16 protein-coding genes and 2 pseudogenes are annotated in these 16,729 nt (G+C 59.8%); 11 read left to right on the forward strand and 7 right to left on the reverse strand.

Annotation, left to right across the window (positions count from 1 at the left end; genetic code table 11):
- Window positions 1–66 precede the first annotated feature (66 nt).
- Both AC1MDC_RS03770 and AC1MDC_RS03775 read right to left on the reverse strand, forming a co-directional pair.
- Window positions 67–537, reverse strand: coding sequence for a MaoC family dehydratase (locus tag AC1MDC_RS03770; protein WP_480392533.1), 471 nt, complete (start codon window positions 535–537; stop codon window positions 67–69).
- 42 nt (window positions 538–579) lie between these two features.
- Window positions 580–1,524, reverse strand: a complete 945-nt coding sequence (locus AC1MDC_RS03775; RefSeq protein ID WP_085697135.1) for an alpha/beta hydrolase — start codon at window positions 1,522–1,524, stop codon at window positions 580–582.
- A 258-nt stretch (window positions 1,525–1,782) separates the two neighbouring features.
- On the opposite strand from AC1MDC_RS03775, the gene fadD2 reads away from it, so the two are divergent.
- Window positions 1,783–3,471, forward strand: coding sequence for a long-chain-fatty-acid--CoA ligase FadD2 (gene fadD2, locus AC1MDC_RS03780; protein WP_085697134.1), 1,689 nt, complete (start codon window positions 1,783–1,785; stop codon window positions 3,469–3,471).
- Between the two features lie 347 nt (window positions 3,472–3,818).
- Window positions 3,819–5,516, forward strand: coding sequence for a long-chain-fatty-acid--CoA ligase FadD1 (gene fadD1 / locus AC1MDC_RS03785; RefSeq protein ID WP_480392534.1), 1,698 nt, complete (start codon window positions 3,819–3,821; stop codon window positions 5,514–5,516).
- A gap of 92 nt (window positions 5,517–5,608) precedes the next feature.
- Here the strand turns inward: fadD1 and AC1MDC_RS03790 are convergent, their stop codons facing one another.
- Window positions 5,609–5,986: a hypothetical protein gene (locus AC1MDC_RS03790; protein WP_007951149.1), complete on the reverse strand. Its 378-nt coding sequence runs from the start codon at window positions 5,984–5,986 to the stop codon at window positions 5,609–5,611.
- Window positions 5,987–6,183: 197 nt separating this feature from the next.
- Between AC1MDC_RS03790 and AC1MDC_RS03795 the strand changes: the two genes are divergently transcribed.
- The 3 genes from AC1MDC_RS03795 to def all read left to right on the forward strand — a co-directional run bounded on the left by AC1MDC_RS03795 (window position 6,184) and on the right by def (window position 8,045).
- The gene (locus AC1MDC_RS03795) at window positions 6,184–6,375 is read left to right on the forward strand and encodes a CsbD family protein (RefSeq protein ID WP_039766114.1); all 192 of its coding nucleotides are present in this window, start codon (window positions 6,184–6,186) and stop codon (window positions 6,373–6,375) included.
- Between the two features lie 177 nt (window positions 6,376–6,552).
- A complete protein-coding gene (locus AC1MDC_RS03800; protein ID WP_085697131.1) occupies window positions 6,553–7,503 on the forward strand; it encodes a YihY/virulence factor BrkB family protein in 951 nt (316 codons plus the stop codon).
- A gap of 2 nt (window positions 7,504–7,505) precedes the next feature.
- Window positions 7,506–8,045 (forward strand): peptide deformylase, encoded by a 540-nt coding sequence (gene def / locus AC1MDC_RS03805; RefSeq protein ID WP_007951144.1) that lies wholly within the window; start codon window positions 7,506–7,508, stop codon window positions 8,043–8,045.
- On the opposite strand, the gene AC1MDC_RS03810 is transcribed toward def, so the two are convergent.
- Entirely contained in the window at window positions 8,046–8,465 is a 420-nt protein-coding gene (locus AC1MDC_RS03810; RefSeq protein ID WP_234205871.1) for a GNAT family N-acetyltransferase, read from the reverse strand.
- Window positions 8,466–8,585: 120 nt separating this feature from the next.
- Here AC1MDC_RS03810 and AC1MDC_RS03815 point away from each other — a divergent pair, with 120 nt between their 5' ends.
- The 6 genes and pseudogenes from AC1MDC_RS03815 to AC1MDC_RS03840 all read left to right on the forward strand — a co-directional run.
- Entirely contained in the window at window positions 8,586–9,527 is a 942-nt protein-coding gene (locus AC1MDC_RS03815) for a fatty acid desaturase (protein WP_480392535.1), read from the forward strand.
- Window positions 9,528–9,534: 7 nt separating this feature from the next.
- Complete coding sequence (locus AC1MDC_RS03820) at window positions 9,535–10,326, forward strand: phosphate/phosphite/phosphonate ABC transporter substrate-binding protein (protein ID WP_480392536.1); 792 nt, start codon at window positions 9,535–9,537, stop codon at window positions 10,324–10,326.
- Window positions 10,327–10,453: 127 nt separating this feature from the next.
- Window positions 10,454–10,999 carry a sigma-70 family RNA polymerase sigma factor gene (locus AC1MDC_RS03825; RefSeq protein ID WP_085697127.1) on the forward strand — a complete coding sequence of 182 codons (546 nt, stop codon included), beginning with the start codon at window positions 10,454–10,456 and terminating at the stop codon, window positions 10,997–10,999.
- Complete coding sequence (locus AC1MDC_RS03830; protein ID WP_085697126.1) at window positions 10,996–12,009, forward strand: ABC transporter substrate-binding protein; 1,014 nt, start codon at window positions 10,996–10,998, stop codon at window positions 12,007–12,009. Before AC1MDC_RS03825 ends, AC1MDC_RS03830 begins: the two co-directional genes overlap by 4 nt.
- Before the next feature lie 579 nt (window positions 12,010–12,588).
- Window positions 12,589–13,359: pseudogene (locus AC1MDC_RS03835) on the forward strand (PAS domain-containing protein); the annotation flags it as partial.
- A gap of 120 nt (window positions 13,360–13,479) precedes the next feature.
- Window positions 13,480–13,908 (forward strand): annotated as a pseudogene (locus AC1MDC_RS03840) (methyl-accepting chemotaxis protein); the annotation flags it as partial.
- An 86-nt stretch (window positions 13,909–13,994) separates the two neighbouring features.
- On the opposite strand, the gene AC1MDC_RS03845 reads toward AC1MDC_RS03840, so the two are convergent.
- From AC1MDC_RS03845 to AC1MDC_RS03855, 3 genes are all read right to left on the reverse strand, one after another.
- On the reverse strand, window positions 13,995–14,561 hold the full coding sequence (locus tag AC1MDC_RS03845) for a hypothetical protein (RefSeq protein ID WP_085701623.1): 567 nt from the start codon (window positions 14,559–14,561) through the stop codon (window positions 13,995–13,997).
- Between the two features lie 154 nt (window positions 14,562–14,715).
- The gene (locus tag AC1MDC_RS03850; RefSeq protein ID WP_085697123.1) at window positions 14,716–16,137 is read right to left on the reverse strand and encodes an MFS transporter; all 1,422 of its coding nucleotides are present in this window, start codon (window positions 16,135–16,137) and stop codon (window positions 14,716–14,718) included.
- Window positions 16,138–16,262: 125 nt separating this feature from the next.
- The gene (locus AC1MDC_RS03855; protein ID WP_064598890.1) at window positions 16,263–16,703 is read right to left on the reverse strand and encodes a PACE efflux transporter; all 441 of its coding nucleotides are present in this window, start codon (window positions 16,701–16,703) and stop codon (window positions 16,263–16,265) included.
- Window positions 16,704–16,729 lie beyond the last annotated feature (26 nt).

Below are 16,729 nucleotides of genomic sequence, written 5' to 3' on the forward strand. Positions count from 1 at the left end.
TCGAGGCCAACAAAAAACGCCAGCGGGTCTGGCGTTTTTTTTGTGTCCGGATCAAACCGAGGATGATCAGCCGATGCTGATAGCCGGCAACGTCGGCAGGGTAACGGTCTGTTGTTTGCGCGGCGCCAGAATTTCGGCCTCGCCGTCCACCACCAGCTCATCACGCTGATTGAAAACACGGGTGGCAATGCGCACGCGGAATTTCGGCAGTTTCTCGAGGATTTCCAGACGCACGGTCAGGGTGTCGCCGATCTTCACCGGCTTCTGGAAGCTCATCTGCTGGCCGATATAAATGGTCCCCGGCCCAGGCAGCTCGCAAGCGAATGCGGCACTGATCAGCGCGCCGCTGAACATGCCATGGGCGATGCGCTCCTTGAACATGCTGGCGGCGGCGAACTCGGCGTCCAGGTGCACCGGGTTGTGGTCACCGGACATCGCGGCGAACAGCTGAATGTCGCGTTCCTCGACGGTCTTGCTATAGGTCGCGGTCTGGCCCACTTCGAGGGCTTCATAAGGGATGTTGGTAACCTGGGTCATGGGGCTGAATTCCTGTGACGGATGAAATGAATCCACAAAAAATTATTCGCTGCGGTGCGGCCGGCGATGGCTCAGGGCCTGGTCGATCCAGGTCAGCACATCGGCGGTCACTTCCTCGCGGTTGCTCTCGTTGAACAATTCGTGCCGCGCCTGCGGGTAGATCTTGAGTTGCAGGTTCTGGCTGCCGGCCGCGCGCAAGGCGTTGGCCAGATCAGTCAGACGCTTGCCTTCGCTCACCGGATCACATTCGCCGCCGATTACCAGCAGCGGGAGGCCCGGATCGATCTGGGCGAGATTGGACGCTTTGCTGATTTGCTGCAACCCGCCGAGCAGGTCGATCCACAACTGATTGGTGCAACGAAAGCCGCACAGCGGATCGGTGGCGTACTTGTCGACCTCGGCCGGATCGCGGCTGAGCCAGTCGAAAGGCGTGCGTGCCGGTTTGAATGCCTTGTTGAACGAGCCGAACGACAGCCATTCGATCAACGCGCTGCGGCCCTTGGGGCCCTGGCGCAGTTTTTCGAACCGGGCGATCTGTCGGGCCGCGCGGTACAGCGCGACCGGCTGGAAATTCGATCCGCTGAGAATCGCGCCGTGCAGGCTGGCGCTGTGATGCAGCAGATACGCTTGGGCAATGTAGCTGCCCATGCTGTGCCCGAGCAGCACGATCGGCACCCCCGGATGACGCTGGCCGAGGAACTGGTTGAGGCTGGCGATATCGCCAACCACCTTGCACCAGCCATCATCATCGGCGAAATGCCCGAGCGTCCCATGATCGGCGGTTTTGCCATGGCCACGCTGATCGGGTGCATACACACCGTAGCCCTCGGCACAGAAGGCCTCTGCCAGGCGTGCGTAGCGGCCACTGTGTTCCGCCATGCCGTGGGCCAGCAGAATCAGCGCCTTCAGCGGCGTGTTCGGCAGCCACAGGTTGACGTAGAGGCGGCTGCGGTCACTCGCGTCCAGCCAGAAGGTGTCGTGGATCATGGCGATTCCTTTTGCGGCCTGATATTGCTGAATGTTGCTGATGCGTCTTGCAGAGGTTGCATTGTATAGCGCGTCCGATCAGCTCTCGCCACGGCAGGAAGATTCACACGATCAATGACGACCTTGCCCATATTTGCCTGATTGACCATAGCTGCTAGTGTCCGTGAAGCCCCGCTTTTTGCTCTCGGCTTTTTCAGGGACAGACAAAAATGACAGCGAAGCGGCCCCGGATCGGCTCAGGTAAAGAGGACAAGAACAATGCAACCTGATTTCTGGAATGACAAACGCCCGGCGGGCGTACCCCTGGACATCGACGCGGGTGAATTCAAGTCGGTGATCGAGGTGTTCGAGCGTTCCTGCAAGAAATTCGCTGATCGCCCGGCGTTCAGCAACATGGGCGTGACCCTGACCTACGCCGAGCTGGAGCGCCAGAGCGCCGCGTTCGCCGGTTATCTGCAAACCCACACCGATCTGGCACCGGGGGATCGCATCGCGGTGCAGATGCCCAACGTCCTGCATTATCCGATTGCCGTGTTCGGCGCGTTGCGCGCCGGGCTGATCGTGGTCAACACCAACCCGCTGTACACCGCGCGCGAGATGCGTCATCAGTTTAAGGACTCCGGCGCCCGGGCGCTGGTGTACCTGAACATGTTCGGCCAGAAAGTCCAGGAAGTGCTCCCGGACACCGACATTCAATATCTGATCGAAGCGAAGATGGGCGACCTGATGCCCACCGCCAAGGGCTGGCTGGTCAACACCGTGGTCAGCAAAGTGAAGAAAATGGTCCCGGCATATTCGCTGCCCCAGGCGATTTCCTTCAAGAGCGCGTTGCGCATGGGCCGGGGCCTGGGCATCAAGCCGCTGAAGGTCGGTCTGGATGACATCGCCGTGCTGCAATACACCGGCGGCACCACCGGCCTGGCCAAGGGCGCGATGCTGACCCACGGCAATCTGGTGGCGAACATGCAGCAGGTGCGCGCCTGTCTCGGTCAGTTCGGCAGCGACGGCCAGCCGCTGTTGCGCGAAGGGCAGGAGGTGATGATCGCGCCGCTGCCGCTGTACCACATCTATGCGTTCACCGCGAATTGCATGTGCATGATGGTGTCGGGCAACCACAACGTACTGATCACCAACCCGCGTGACATCGGCGGCTTCATCAAGGAGCTGAAGAACTGGAAGTTCTCGGCGCTGCTGGGGCTCAACACACTGTTCGTTGCGTTGATGGATCATCCGGACTTCAAGACCCTGGATTTCTCCACGCTCAAGCTCACCAACTCCGGCGGCACTGCGCTGGTCAAGGCCACCGCCGAACGTTGGGAGAAGATCACCGGTTGCCGCATCACCGAAGGCTACGGCCTGACCGAAACCTCGCCGGTAGCCTGTACCAACCCGTACGGCGAGCTGTCTCGCATCGGCACGGTCGGCCTGCCAGTGCCGGGCACCCGGTTGAAAGTCATCAATGACGACGGCGTCGAACAGCCGTTGGGCGAACGCGGCGAACTCTGCATCAAGGGTCCGCAGATCATGAAGGGCTACTGGCAGAAACCCGAGGCTACCGCCGAGGTGCTGGACGCGGAGGGCTGGTTCAAGTCCGGCGACATCGCGGTGATCGATCCGGACGGGTTCGTGCGCATCGTCGACCGCAAGAAAGACATGATCATCGTCTCCGGTTTCAACGTGTACCCGAACGAGATCGAAGACGTGGTGATGGCTCACCCGAAAGTCGCCAACTGCGCAGTGATCGGCGTACCGGACGAACGCTCCGGGGAGGCGGTGAAGCTGTTCGTGGTGGCGCGGGAAACCGGCGTGAGCCTGGAAGAGCTGAAGGCCTACTGCAAAGAGAATTTCACGGCGTACAAGGTGCCGAAACACATCGTGCTGCGTGAGTCGTTGCCGATGACGCCTGTCGGGAAAATTCTGCGGCGGGAGTTGCGCGATATCGCCTGATCGATGACGCGCACCGTTGAAACTGAAAGATCGCAGCCTCTGGCGGCTTCCTCAAGCTGCTGCAGGCTGCGATCTTTTGCTTTTTATCCCCGACGTTGTCCCCGAAAACAGGGACTTTCAAGGGGTTATAGGATTTTTGCTCTAAAATGACTGCCAGTAGTTCTTGAGTCATGAAAATGACTGTAGGGGCCGCTTTTGGCTCTAGTCGACCCTTGGCAAAGCTGCTACTCTCGGCGCGCTTTGTGACTTCTCGGCCTTGTAAAAAGCCAGACTCACCAATAAACAAACACCAATAATAATCGCATCAAATGCGGTGCTGAATTCGCGTTGCTGAGGAGTGGGCTTCCATGATCGAAGACTTTTGGAAGGATAAGTACCCCGCTGGAATTGCTGCCGACATCAATCCAGACGAGTACCCGAATATTCAGGCAGTGTTGAAGCAATCCTGCCAACGCTTCGCCGACAAACCGGCGTTCAGCAACCTGGGCAAGACCATCACCTACGGTGAACTGTACGAATTGTCCGGTGCGTTTGCCGCTTATCTGCAACAGCATACCGATTTGCAGCCAGGTGATCGAATCGCCGTGCAACTGCCCAACGTGTTGCAGTACCCGGTCGCCGTCTTCGGTGCCATCCGTGCCGGGCTGATCGTGGTCAACACCAACCCGCTGTACACCGCGCGGGAAATGGAACACCAATTCAACGACTCCGGTGCCAAGGCGCTGGTGTGCCTGGCGAACATGGCGCACCTGGCCGAAGCCGTGGTGCCGAAAACCGGCGTCAAGCACGTCATCGTCACTGAAGTCGCGGATCTGCTGCCGCCGATCAAGCGCCTGCTGATCAACAGCGTCATCAAGTACGTGAAGAAAATGGTGCCGGCCTATCACCTGCCCAAAGCCGTCAAGTTCAATGACGTACTGAGCAAGGGCCAGGGCCAGCCGGTCGCCGAAGCCAACCCTGACAGTGGCGACGTCGCGGTGCTGCAATACACCGGCGGCACCACCGGCGTGGCCAAGGGCGCGATGCTCACCCATCGCAACCTCGTCGCCAACATGCTGCAGTGCAAGGCGCTGATGGGCTCCAACCTCAATGAAGGTTGCGAGATCCTGATCACCCCGTTGCCGCTGTACCACATCTATGCGTTCACCTTTCATTGCATGGCGATGATGCTGATCGGCAACCACAACATCCTGATCAGCAACCCGCGCGACCTGCCGGCGATGGTCAAGGAACTGTCGAAGTGGAAGTTCAGCGGCTTCGTCGGCCTCAACACGCTGTTCGTGGCCCTGTGCAACAACGAAGGCTTCCGCAAGCTTGATTTCTCGGCGCTGAAAGTTACCCTGTCCGGCGGCATGGCCCTGCAACTGGCCGCGGCAGAGCGCTGGAAAGCGGTCACCGGTTGCCCGATCTGCGAAGGTTACGGCATGACCGAAACCAGCCCGGTGGCCACGGTCAACCCGATCCAGAACATCCAGATCGGCACCATCGGCATTCCAGTGCCGTCGACCCTGTGCAAAGTCGTCGACGATGCCGGCGTCGAGCAGCCGCTGGGCGAAATCGGCGAGCTGTGCGTCAAGGGCCCGCAAGTGATGAAGGGCTACTGGCAGCGTCAGGAAGCCACCGATGAAATGCTCGACAGCGAAGGCTGGTTGAAGACCGGTGACATCGCGCTGATCCAGCCGGACGGCTACATGCGCATTGTCGATCGCAAGAAAGACATGATTCTGGTCTCGGGTTTCAACGTGTACCCGAACGAGCTGGAAGACGTGCTGGCGGCCCTGCCGGGCGTGTTGCAGTGCGCGGCCATCGGCATTCCGGACGAGAAATCCGGCGAGGCGATCAAGATCTTCATCGTCGCCAAACCGGGCGTCACCCTGACCAAGGAACAGGTGATGGAGCACATGCGCGCCAACGTCACCGGTTACAAGGTGCCGCGTTCGGTGGAGTTCCGCGATGCGCTGCCGACCACCAACGTCGGCAAGATCCTGCGTCGCGAACTGCGCGACGAAGAGCTGAAGAAGATCAAGGCGAAGAACGCCGCATAAAACGAAAAGCCCCGCAGATGCGGGGCTTTTTGTTGTAGATGATCATTCCCACGCAGAGCAGGGGAACGATCACGTCGGTCAGCATAAAAGGTTTATTGGCGGAACGGCGCGAAGTTCACATTGGTGCCTGCCGGGCGCATGTCCTGCAGGTACGAGTCCTTGTCGGCGCTCAGTTCCAGGCTCAGGGCTGCCTTGCGTTTGCCTTCGTTGCGGATGACCAGGCCTTCGAGCTTTTCACGCAGGAACACGGTCGGTACTTTCAGGTGCAGCAGTTCGTCAGTGGCCGGGGTGTGCATCAACAGGTGAATCCACTCGTATTGACCGATGGCCAGGCGCGACACCGGCAAGTCGAACCACCAGATGTTGCGGTTGCGGTTCAGTTCGGCGAAGTGGCAGTTGTTGGTGCCGAGCACGGCACCGCCCAGTTCCTGGTTGCGACGGGCGATGGCCTGCTTTTTATCGAGTTTCATAACATTCCTGCGGGATCGGTTCTGTGGCGCCTGGCGCCCTTATGCCGGGCATTCTCGGGGCTACGCTCGCAAACATAAAGCCCAACCTGCGCATGGCGACGAAATGAAGCCGTGAAAATAAATGAAACTTGGCGCAAACCGGGCCTGTCAATCATTACGTACTGACTTTCCCCGTTAATGTTCCAAGGAGAATCACCATGGGCAGCACGAGCGATAAAGTGAAAGGCATGGCCAACGAAGCGGTCGGCAACGTCAAGCAAGGTGTCGGCAAAGCCACCGACAACACCAAGCTGCAAGCCGAAGGCAAACTGCAAGAGAAGAAAGGCGAGGCCCAGCAAGCGGTGGGCAAAGCCAAGGACGCGGTCAAGAAAGGCGTCGACAAGGCTTGATCGAGCCTTGAACGAAACAACGAAGCGGCCATCCAAGGATGGCCGTTTTTGTATCCCGTTCACATGCGGTCATGGATCACAGTGTTTCAAAGTCGCCAAGTGAGCTACTTTGATGAGAGAAAAACGGCCCCTGAGTCGCCACGACTTCAACCTGTTTTGCGGCGAAAGGAGACGCGAATGATTTTCCCCGACATGAAAGGCCTGCCCCTGCACCGGGTCATCGTGCGCACCGTCACCGAGTTCATGGACGACGAGATGTCGACCTATGCCTCGGCACTGGCCTACCAGATGCTGTTCTCGCTGTTCCCGTTCATTCTGTTCCTGATTGCCCTGATCGGTTTCCTGCACCTGCCGGACTTCTTCTCCTGGCTGCGTCTGCAATCGGAACTGGTCCTGCCGCCTCAGGCGCTGGAGCAGGTCAACCCGGTGATCGATCAACTGCAGCAATCCAAGGGCGGCCTGCTGTCGGTCGGTATCGTCATCGCCCTGTACACTGCGTCCGCCGGCGTGCGCCTGATGATGAGCGCGATGAACGCGGCCTACGACGTGGTCGAGGGTCGGCCGATCTGGAAGCGCTTTCCATTGTCGATTGTCTACACCGTCGGCATCGCCGGCATGCTGCTGGTGGCCGCCGCGCTGATGGTGCTCGGCCCGCAGGTGATGGGCTGGATCGCCGCGCAGGTCGGGCTGGAAGATTTCATCGTCACGGTGTGGACCATCGCCCGCTGGCCGGTGATCGTGATCCTGATGATGGTGGCCGTGGCGCTGATCTATTACGTGATGCCCGACGTCAAACAGGAGTTTCGCTTCATCACGCCGGGCTCGGTTCTGGCGGTGGTGGTGTGGATCATCGCGTCGTTGGGATTCGCGTTCTACGTCAAGACGTTCGCCAACTACAACGCCATGTATGGCAGCATCGGTGCGATCATCGTGCTGTTGCTGTATTTCTACATTTCGTCCGCCGTGTTGCTGCTCGGTGCGGAGATGAATGCGGTGATCGAACACATGTCCAACGAGGGCAAGGATCCGGGCGAGAAAGTCCCCGGCGAACTCGATGAACATCCCAAACAACACGTTTCCGGCCTCGGGCGCGATCACTCGCTCAAGCCGAACACCGACGAAGCCTGATCATGATTCGTGAAATTCTGAAGATGGGCGACGAACGCCTGCTGCGTATCGCCCCGCCAGTGCCCGCCGAGATGCTAGACAGCCCGGAGCTGTGGCAACTGATCGACGACATGTTCCAGACCATGGAAAGCGTCGGCGGTGTCGGCTTGGCCGCGCCGCAGATCGGCGTCGATCTGCAACTGGTGATCTTCGGCTTCGAGCACAGCGAACGGTACCCGGATGCCGAAGCCGTGCCGCAGACGATCCTGATCAATCCGCTGATCACGCCACTCAGTCCGCTCATGGAAGAGGGGTTTGAAGGCTGCCTGTCGGTACCTGGTCTGCGTGGCGCGGTGGATCGTTACCAGCAGATCCGTTACGAAGGCGTCGATCCCAAGGGCGAGCCGATTGTGCGTGTGGCTTCGGGTTTCCACGCGCGGGTGGTGCAGCACGAATGCGATCACCTGATCGGGCGGTTGTACCCGTCGCGCATCACCGATTTCAGCAAGTTCGGTTTTACCGAAGTGATGTTCCCGGATCTCGATCCCAACGCTGACGACTGATCAGCCAGTGCGCGGGGCCAGCTCCATGGCAATCATCGGCTTGCTCCGCGCATAACGGCTCAGGCGCTCGGCCATGGCCTGGGGCAGGGCGGGGTCGAAGGTGAAGCCGCGCCGCTCATAGAAACCACGCAGGTCCGGGTGGCAGAACAGCCACACCGGGGCCTCCACATCGTTCACCGCCGCCGCGATCAGCTGCGCAGCTATGCCCTGTTCGCGGCAGGCCGGATCAACGAACAACCCGGTCAGCCAATGCCCGCCGAACACCGGCCGCAGGCACAGCGCAGCCACGATTTCCTCACGCCGCGCCACCCACAATTGCGCCTCGCGCACCGCTTTCATCGACGATTGATGCTGGCGGTAGAACTTGTTCATCAAGGGCCAGGACAATTCATCGAGCTGGCTATATCGGGTATCGGTCATCACTCGGACTGCCGGTGCAAAAAGAGACGGGATTATAAGGATCCCGGCTCGCAAAAATAATCTGCAAGATTTCCCGTTGGTGTTGCACAGAACGAACAGACCTTCGTTCCGAGCCACGCCATGCCCCACTATTTCGACGATGCCCATCGCCAACAGATCGAAACCCTGCGTCAACGCTTCACGGCCCGTACCGACTGGCCGACCTGGTTGCTGCTGATTGGCGTGTATGCCGGCTGGTTCGCCCTGATGCTGGGCAGCAATTGGCTTGGCGTCTGGTGGAGCACGCTGCTGCTGATTCCATTGCTGGTGCTGTGGCTGTCCGTGCAGCACGAGTTGCTTCACGGTCATCCGACGCGCTGGAGCTTCGTCAACAAAGTCCTCGGCTATGCGCCGTTTGCGGTGTGGTATCCCTATACGCTCTATCGCGACAGCCATTTGCAGCACCATCGCGATGAAGACCTGACGATTCCTGGCCTCGACCCCGAAAGCCGCTACCTGAGCGCCGAGCGCTGGCAGGGCAGTTCGCTGTTCGAACGCAGCCTGCACTGGCTGAACAAAACCGTATTGGGCCGATTCATTCTTGGCGCGCCGCTGGCGTTGCTGGCGCTAGCCGGTGAAGAACTGCAACGACTGAAAAGCCGCGAGCGCCAGGCCTGGCTGATGTGGCTGACCCACGGCGCCCTGGCCGTGCTGATGCTGTTTTTCATCGCCCGCTACAGCGTGTTGCCGGTCTGGCATTACCTGTTTTTGATCAGCGTGCCGGCGCTGTCGATTGCGATGGTTCGCTCTTACTATGAACACCGGCCGCACACACAACCGGAACAGCGCACGGTGCTCAACGAAGCCGGGTGGCCTTGGCGCTGGCTGTTCCTGAACCTGAATTTCCACCTCGTGCACCACGATTTGCCGAAGCTTTCGTGGTACGACTTGCCCGAGGCCTACCGCATGCGTCGGGAGCAATGGGTGGCGCGCAGCGGTGGATTTCTGGTGCAAGGTTACGGGCAACTGTGGCGCCAGCACGGCATCAAGCCGATCGACAGCCCGCAGCATCCGTTTATTTGAGGCCAGCATGACGTCAGGTTACGCAGAACTGTTGATGTACATCGCCCCCGCGCCGATCCGCGCGGCCAATGAACAGTGGCTGGCGCGGATTCTCGAGCACTTGGGCTATTCGCGGCTCAGTGCCGAAGGTTTGTCGCTGCCGGAGCTCTGGCTGTCGCCGCAACTGCTGCTGACCCAGACCTGCGGCTACCCGCTGATGACCGCACTGCGCAGGCAGGTGAGGATTGTCGGCCGTCCGCGCTACGAATTGCCGGACGCCACGGCCGGCAATCATTGCAGCCTGATCCTTGCCCGCGCCGATGATCCGCGCCGACATCTGGCGGAGTTCTTCGACAGTCGCGGAGTGATCAACAGCGAAGACTCCAACAGCGGCATGAACCTGTTGCGTCAGCGTCTGGCGCCATTGCAGCGGGACGGGCAGTTTTTTGCTTCGGTGGGCATCAGTGGCGGCCATCGCGAAAGCCTGCGCTGGTTGCGCGAGGACCATGCCGATCTGGCGGCCATCGACAGCGTGACCTTCGCGTACCTGGCGCAGTACGCCGTTGAAGAGGTCATTGGATTGCGGGTGTTGGCGCGCAGTGCGTTCAGCCCGACCTTGCCCTTTATCACCGCCGCCAGCACGTCGGACCAGCAGATCGAACGCTTGCGCCGAGCCATGAACCGCAGCCTTCAAGACCTGCCCGAGGTGGCCCGCATCCTCGGCTTGTCCGAAGTCCTGCCTGCCAGCGAAAACGATTACCTCATCCTGCTGGATTACCAGCGCGAGGCCGAAGAACTGGGTTATGGCCGCTTGCGTTAGGGCCCTCGATTAATTCACTAATGGAATATAAGAATTCTTTTTAAGTATTTTTAACGCATAAAGCACCTTGCTAGGATCGCGCCACCGGACGACCGGACATTCAGCGACCCTTGACCAAGGAGCCCCCATGTCCGGCGCCGACTCATCCCATCGCAATCATGTGAACACGTTGTTTCGCGACCATTACCCGTGGTTGTGCACGCGTCTGCGTCGGCAATTGAATGATGCGGCCACGGCCGAAGACATCGCCGCCGAAACATTCGCGCAACTGCTCGAAGCTCCGGACCTGACCGCCATCCGCGAACCCCGCGCCTTGCTCACCACCATCGCCCGACGCCTGCTGTACGAACGCTGGCGGCGCGGCGATCTGGAGCGTCGGCATCTCCAGCAACTGCGACAGAGTGACCTTGATCACGGGCCGTCCCCAGAGGAACTGGCCGACCTGTCACAGAGCCTCAAACATCTGGACCGGACGCTCCAGCGCCTGCCGGGCAAAGTCCGTTCGACCTTTCTGCTGGCGCGCATCGACGGCCTGACCTACCCGCAAATCGCCGCCGAACTGGGCATCTCCCAGCGTTCGGTGAGCCTGTACATGACCCGTTCCCAGGCGCTGTGCAACCGCCACAGCGCCAATCAAACCCTGATTTCCTCCCAGAACAAGAGGTCCGCATGAGATCGATCAAAACCCTGCTCGGCAGTTCGCTGCTGGCCCTGACCCTGACGACCGGGCATGTTGGCGCCGCGGAAACGAGAGCGCCGATCCACTTCGGTGACATCACCTGGGAAAGCGGCAGTTTCATCACCGAAGTGCTGCGCCTGATCGTCGAGAAAGGCTACGGCTACCCGACCGACACACTGCCGGGCAGCACCGTCAGCCTGGAAGCGGCGCTGGCGAAAAACGATATTCAAGTGATCGGTGAAGAGTGGGCAGGGCGCAGTCCGGCGTGGGTCAAGGCCGCTGCCGAAGGTAAGGTGTTCGGTCTTGGCGACACCGTGAAGGGCGCCACCGAAGGCTGGTGGGTGCCGGAATACGTGATCAAGGGCGACCCCGAGCGCGGGATCAAACCGCTGGCGCCGGAGCTGAAATCGGTGGCCGACCTGCCGCGCTACAAGGATGTGTTCAAGGATCCGGAAGACCCGAGCCGCGGGCGTTTCCTCAACAGCCCGACCGGCTGGACTTCGGAGATCGTCAACAGCCAGAAGCTCAAGGCGTATGCGCTGAACGACAGCTTCGTCAACTTCCGTACCGGTTCCGGCGCGGCGCTGGATGCCGAGGTGGCGTCGTCGATCAAGCGCGGCAAGCCGGTGCTGTTCTATTACTGGTCGCCGACGCCGTTGCTCGGCCGTTTCAAACTGGTGAAGCTGGAAGAACCGCCGTTCGACGCCGAAGCCTGGAAAACCCTGGCCGATGCCAGCAACCCAAACCCGAAAGGTACCCGCTCGATGCCGGCGAGTCTGGCGATTGGCGTGTCGGCGCCGTTCAAGACGCAGTACCCGGAACTGGTGACGTTCTTTGAGAAAGTCGATTTGCCGATTGATCTGCTGAACCAGACCCTGGCCGGGATGAGCGAAAAGCGCCAGCAACCACGCCAGGTGGCCGAAGCGTTTCTGCGCGATCAACCGCAAGTGTGGACGCCTTGGGTGCCGGGTGATGTGGCGAGCAAGGTGAGCGGGAGTCTGTAATTCTTTTCTGAAATTTCTGTAGCGCTGCACCGTCGCCATCCCGGGCAAGCCCACACAGGTATTACGCTGACTTGAACAGCGCGTAAAACCTGTGGGAACGGGCCTGCCCGCGAAAGTGGTAGATCAAACAAAACACATTCGCTGAACCGTTTCTCGTCCGCTTCCTGTCCGAATTCACTCAATGCTGGCCGACTAGTGGCCTTGCGCAAAGCATTGCGCTGTCTATGCTCATTCATAACTAACTATGCCGAACGCCTTCAGTGTGGTTCGACCGCTAGCAGTTACCGATCTCAAAGCTGCCAGAGTGCGCAATCCAAGGCACCGACATTTGACCGACAAGGAGCTGTTTTTAAAGGGAAGTTCTTCTGCATGTTAGGAATGGCCCGTCACCGGGCTATCAAGAGAAGGATGTCTTGATTAGAGCGTCGCCGCATGGACCCTCCGATTGATCATCGTTTATCACCTGACAACTTCCTCCTGTGGAGGAATGCGTGTGCCTGTTCCGTGGAACGTAGTGGTGGATTCTGAAAGACCTGAACTTTCATCAAATCAAAAGACTGCGCTCAAGGTGATCGAGACATGTTCAACCTACATCACAAGGCTGACCTGCAGGAAATCGAACGCTTCAGTTGTGCCCTGACCGAAGCCAACGCCAAGTTGGCGGCGATCAGCCGTTCGATGGCAATGATCGAATTCACTCCCGAAGGCATCGTGCTGGATGCCAATGAGAACTTCTGCAAGACCATGGGCTACAGTGCCGAAGAAGTGCGTGGCAAACATCACCGGATCTTTTGTGAAGAAGAGTTCTATCGCAGCGAGGAATACGCCAAGTTGTGGCGTGACCTGGCCCGGGGCGAACCCATCAGCGGTACTTTCCTGCGCTTGAACAAGAGTGGCCGGGAGATCTGGCTCGAAGCCAGTTACATGCCGGTGTATGGCCCGGACAAACAAGTCCGCAGTGTGATCAAAGTGGCGTCGGACATTACGACGCGCGTGAACAAGGAAAAGGAAGAGGAAAGCATGCTGGCCGCGATCGGCCGTTCGATGGCGGTGATCGAGTTCACCCCGGAAGGCAATGTGATCTCGGCCAACGACAACTTCCTCAAGACCATGCAGTACTCGCTCAACGAAATCGTCGGCCACCATCACAGTCTGTTCTGTCACCGGGCCGAAGCCGAATCCGCGCAGTACAAAGCGTTCTGGGCTTCGCTCAATCGCGGCGAATATCACTCGCACCGTTTCGAGCGCAAGAACAAGTCCGGGCAGACCGTCTACCTTGAAGCCTCGTACAACCCGCTGTTCGACGCCAAGGGCCGGTTGTACAAAGTGGTGAAGTTCGCCAGCGACATCACCCACCAGATGACCACCTTGCAGACTGCTGCGGAATCGGCCCACAGCACCTCGGTACAAAACGACGCCTGCGCGCAAAAAGGCTCACAGGTCGTGCAGCAAACGGTGCAGATCATTCAGGACATTTCCCGCGATCTCAATGAAGCGGCGCTGAGCATCGATGCGGTCAGCAAACAGTCGGACATCATCGGCACCATCGTCCAGACCATTCGCGGGATCGCCGACCAGACCAACCTGCTGGCGCTCAACGCGGCCATCGAAGCGGCGCGGGCGGGTGAGCACGGACGCGGTTTTGCGGTGGTGGCGGACGAAGTGCGCAGCCTCGCGGCGCGGACCAGCCAGGCGACCCTGGAGATCGTCGATGTGGTGCGCAAGAACCATGAGTTGTCACTGAGTGCGGTGTCGAGCATGCAGTCGAGCCTGAGCCGCACCGGGCTCGGGGTGGAACTGGCGAACGAGGCGGGCGACGCGATCCGTGAGATTCAGCAGGGCTCGCGGCATGTGGTGGATGCGATCAGCCAGTTCAACGAGACGTTGCAGCTGAACTGACTGATCGCAACATCCGAAAAACCTGTGGGAGCGGGCAAGCCCGCTCCCACAGGTGTCAGTGCTTAATCCGATTCAACCGGCAGCAGTCAGAGTGCGGCGAGGAACTTGTCAGCCGACTCGTCGCTGATCTTCGCCGAATTGGCGTCTTGCTTGTTCTGCTTCTCGGCTTCGGCCAGCTTCATCTTGTCCTGCAGGCGCTCGGCGATCTCTTTGCCGATGGCCAGTTGTTTCTCCGGCGGCATGGCTTTGATGTCGTCTTCGGTCAGGCCCATTTCCTGGAGGATACTGTCGCGCAAACGCTGTTCCGGCGTCTTGCTCATGTAGTCCTTGAACTCGTCCAGCGCCGATGAACCTGAGGATTTGGTCGGCGAGTTATCGGAGGTTTGCAGGGCGACGCGGGTCTTGGCGAATGCCTCGTCGACGTTGTCGCTGATGCGCGTGGCTTCGCTGACTTGCTGGGTGGCGAGCTGGGTGGCCGACTCTTGCACCTTGGCGGTGGCTTCGGCGGTTTGCGCCTGTGTCTGGGCTTGCAGGGTTTGCAGCATTGCGCCATGCAACCCGCCTTGCAGGCCGGCAGCGGCGGTGGTGGTTGCATCATCATTCAGGTGCTTGGGCAGATGGATGATTTGCTGTTGTTTTGCACTGACCAACATGATGGATAGACCTGTAGGTAATGACTGTCAGTCCTACGCCAGCAAATACCGTGCCTTTCGAGAAAGTCCTTTTATTTCAGCGATTTGGGTTCTGGCGTGGCCCGATGAAGCGGTCATCCCTTGCCGGTGGGCGGCAGAGGATGACCGTTGTCCGTCAGCGATGGGCGATGTTTTCCAGCGCCAGGTTGCGGGTGCGCGGGCCGAAATAGCCGATGGTCAGCATCACGATCAGCATGCTGACAACGATGAACGCCAACACGCCCGGTGTGCCGAAGTGGTCGAGGAACAGACCGATCAACAGGCTGCTGAACACCGTCGACAAACGACTGAATGAATAGCAGAAGCCCACCGCCCGGGCGCGAATGTTGGTGGGGAACAGTTCGCTCTGATAGGAGTGATAACTGAAGCTGAGCCAGGCGTTGCAGAAGGTGATCATCACCCCGCAGAAGATCAGGCCGAAGGCGCTGGTCTGCAGGGCGAACAAGGTGCCGAAGGTCATGGCGCCCAGCGCCGAGCCGACGATCTGCCATTTGTTCTCGAAGCGGTTGGCGAATTTCACGAACAGCAACGGCCCGAGCGGGTAGGCGAGGGTGATGATGAACGCGTACATCAGACTGTGGGTGACGCTGACACCCTGACCGGAAAGCAACGCTGGCAGCCAGTTGCCGAAGCCGAAGAAACCGATGGCCTGGAAGATGTGGAAGGCGATCAGCATCAGCGCGCGGCGCCGGTACGGTGGTTGCCAGATATCAGCGAAGCGGCCCTTGCCTTCGACGTCCACGGGCACGGCTTGCGGTGCGTCCAGTGGTTGACGGTGATCTTTCTCGCAGCGTGCCTCGATGCCATCGAGAATCCGGTTCGCTTCATCGAAGCGGCCATGCTGGGCCAGCCAGCGCGGCGACTCCGGCAGACGCTTGCGCAGCCACCAGATGAACAACGCAAACACCGCACTTGCCAGCACCACCCAACGCCAGCCGGACACCCCGAACGGCGCCTGCGGCACCAGCCACCAGGACATCAGCGCCACCGCCGGCACCGACAGGAACTGCACGAAAAACGCGAAGGCAAATGCCGAACTGCGCATGCGTTTGGGCACCAGTTCCGAGAGGTAGGCGTCGATGGTTACCAGCTCGATGCCGAGGCCGATGCCCACCAGAAAACGCATGCAGATGATCCCCAGCGCCGAACTCTGCACGCCCATCAGCACCGTGGCGACGGTGTACCAGACCAGCGCGAACGTGAAGATCGCCCGCCGCCCGAACCGATCCGCCATGGGGCTGAGCAGACTGGCGCCGAGAAACAGGCCGAGGAACGTCGCCGAGGCGAACGCGGCCTGATCGGAGAAACCGAACACGCCCTGATTGCCGGTGGCAAAGATGCCGTCGCGGATCAGCCCGGGGCTGATGTAGGCGGTCTGGAACAGGTCGTAGAGTTCGAAGAAACCACCGATCGACAGCAGCGCCACCAGCCGCCAGATCGTGGCGACGGCCGGCAGGCGGTCGATGCGGGCGGAAATCTGTGCGGCGCGTATCGGGTCGATGCCGTCGCGTTGTGCGGCGGGGGCGTGTGCAGTCATGGGCTGATCCATTTTTTATTGATGGAAAAGCTTAGCCTGCTATCGGAAATCAAGGATTGTTTATATCGGCGGTTGGCGCGGAAAAACCGCCGATTTCTTGCAATATCTGCTTACCAATTAACGATTTATGTCGCGGGCTGCGGATCCGGCAATGCCGAGGCCGGAAGGCCGAACACTTTATCGAACAGCCAGTTGAAGGCGAAGGTGTAGCAAGGGATGAACACGATCAGCGCCAGATCCAGCAAAAAGGCCTGCACAAGGCTGATGTTCATCCACCACGCGATTAGCGGAATCAGGAACACGATCAGCGTCAGCTGGAAGCCGACGGCGTGGGCAATGCGCCGTTTCACCGTGCGGGTGCGTGACACCTGACGGCTTTCCCAACGCTCGAACAGCGAGGTGTAGATGAAGTTCCAGGTCACGGCGATGGTGGTAATGATCACCGCCAGCGGGCCGGTGCTGCCGGGCGAAGTGCCGGACAGCAGCGCCAGACCGAGGGCCGAGAAGGTCATGCCGATCACTTCATAGAGCGACACATAGACCAGTTTGCGTTTGACGCCTTGCATGGGAAATTGCCTCTTTCTTTCGACTT

This window comes from Pseudomonas sp. 1 (assembly GCF_056626735.1).

Excerpts from the sequence above, each read along its gene's own strand:
- AC1MDC_RS03770 (WP_480392533.1), bottom strand. The coding sequence starts at position 537 with ATGACCCAGGTTACCAACATCCCTTATGAAGCCCTCGAAGTGGGCCAG.
- AC1MDC_RS03825 (WP_085697127.1), top strand. The coding sequence starts at position 10,454 with ATGTCCGGCGCCGACTCATCCCATCGCAATCATGTGAACACGTTGTTT.
- AC1MDC_RS03850 (WP_085697123.1), bottom strand. The coding sequence starts at position 16,137 with ATGACTGCACACGCCCCCGCCGCACAACGCGACGGCATCGACCCGATA.
- AC1MDC_RS03810 (WP_234205871.1), bottom strand. The coding sequence starts at position 8,465 with ATGACCGATACCCGATATAGCCAGCTCGATGAATTGTCCTGGCCCTTG.
- fadD2 (WP_085697134.1), top strand. The coding sequence starts at position 1,783 with ATGCAACCTGATTTCTGGAATGACAAACGCCCGGCGGGCGTACCCCTG.
- AC1MDC_RS03800 (WP_085697131.1), top strand. The coding sequence starts at position 6,553 with ATGATTTTCCCCGACATGAAAGGCCTGCCCCTGCACCGGGTCATCGTG.
- AC1MDC_RS03855 (WP_064598890.1), bottom strand. The coding sequence starts at position 16,703 with ATGCAAGGCGTCAAACGCAAACTGGTCTATGTGTCGCTCTATGAAGTG.
- AC1MDC_RS03775 (WP_085697135.1), bottom strand. The coding sequence starts at position 1,524 with ATGATCCACGACACCTTCTGGCTGGACGCGAGTGACCGCAGCCGCCTC.
- AC1MDC_RS03845 (WP_085701623.1), bottom strand. The coding sequence starts at position 14,561 with ATGTTGGTCAGTGCAAAACAACAGCAAATCATCCATCTGCCCAAGCAC.
- AC1MDC_RS03820 (WP_480392536.1), top strand. The coding sequence starts at position 9,535 with ATGACGTCAGGTTACGCAGAACTGTTGATGTACATCGCCCCCGCGCCG.
- AC1MDC_RS03815 (WP_480392535.1), top strand. The coding sequence starts at position 8,586 with ATGCCCCACTATTTCGACGATGCCCATCGCCAACAGATCGAAACCCTG.
- AC1MDC_RS03795 (WP_039766114.1), top strand. The coding sequence starts at position 6,184 with ATGGGCAGCACGAGCGATAAAGTGAAAGGCATGGCCAACGAAGCGGTC.
- def (WP_007951144.1), top strand. The coding sequence starts at position 7,506 with ATGATTCGTGAAATTCTGAAGATGGGCGACGAACGCCTGCTGCGTATC.
- fadD1 (WP_480392534.1), top strand. The coding sequence starts at position 3,819 with ATGATCGAAGACTTTTGGAAGGATAAGTACCCCGCTGGAATTGCTGCC.
- AC1MDC_RS03830 (WP_085697126.1), top strand. The coding sequence starts at position 10,996 with ATGAGATCGATCAAAACCCTGCTCGGCAGTTCGCTGCTGGCCCTGACC.
- AC1MDC_RS03790 (WP_007951149.1), bottom strand. The coding sequence starts at position 5,986 with ATGAAACTCGATAAAAAGCAGGCCATCGCCCGTCGCAACCAGGAACTG.